The following is a 498-nucleotide window of genomic DNA, read 5'->3' on the forward strand; positions in this document are numbered from 1 at the left end:
CAGTTAGATAATCAATCTTATCTGTAACACGGTTTGTTTCAGGATCTACGCGGCGGTAAGGTGTTTCGATAAAGCCGAATTTATTTACTTTTGCGAAAGAAGAAAGGGAGTTAATCAAACCAATGTTTGGTCCCTCTGGCGTTTCAATCGGACACATACGGCCATAGTGAGAGTAATGCACGTCACGTACTTCATAACCAGCACGTTCACGCGTCAAACCACCAGGTCCAAGCGCTGAAAGACGACGTTTATGCGTAAGTTCGCCAAGTGGATTTGTTTGATCCATGAACTGAGATAACTGCGAGCTACCAAAGAATTCTTTGATAGATGCAACTACTGGACGAATATTAATCAATTGTTGTGGTGTAATTGTAGTCATATCTTGAATAGACATACGTTCACGAACCACACGTTCCATACGAGATAAACCGATACGGAATTGGTTTTGTAAAAGTTCACCAACAGAACGAAGACGACGATTACCTAGGTGATCGATGT

The 498-nt window shown here is 41.8% G+C and carries 1 pseudogene; it reads right to left on the minus strand.

Features of this window, described 5'->3' with window-relative positions:
• Positions 1-498: pseudogene (locus HZY83_RS07025) on the minus strand (DNA-directed RNA polymerase subunit beta); the annotation flags it as partial.

The organism is Gemella sp. GH3, assembly GCF_013415425.1.
GTDB lineage: Bacteria > Bacillota > Bacilli > Staphylococcales > Gemellaceae > Gemelliphila.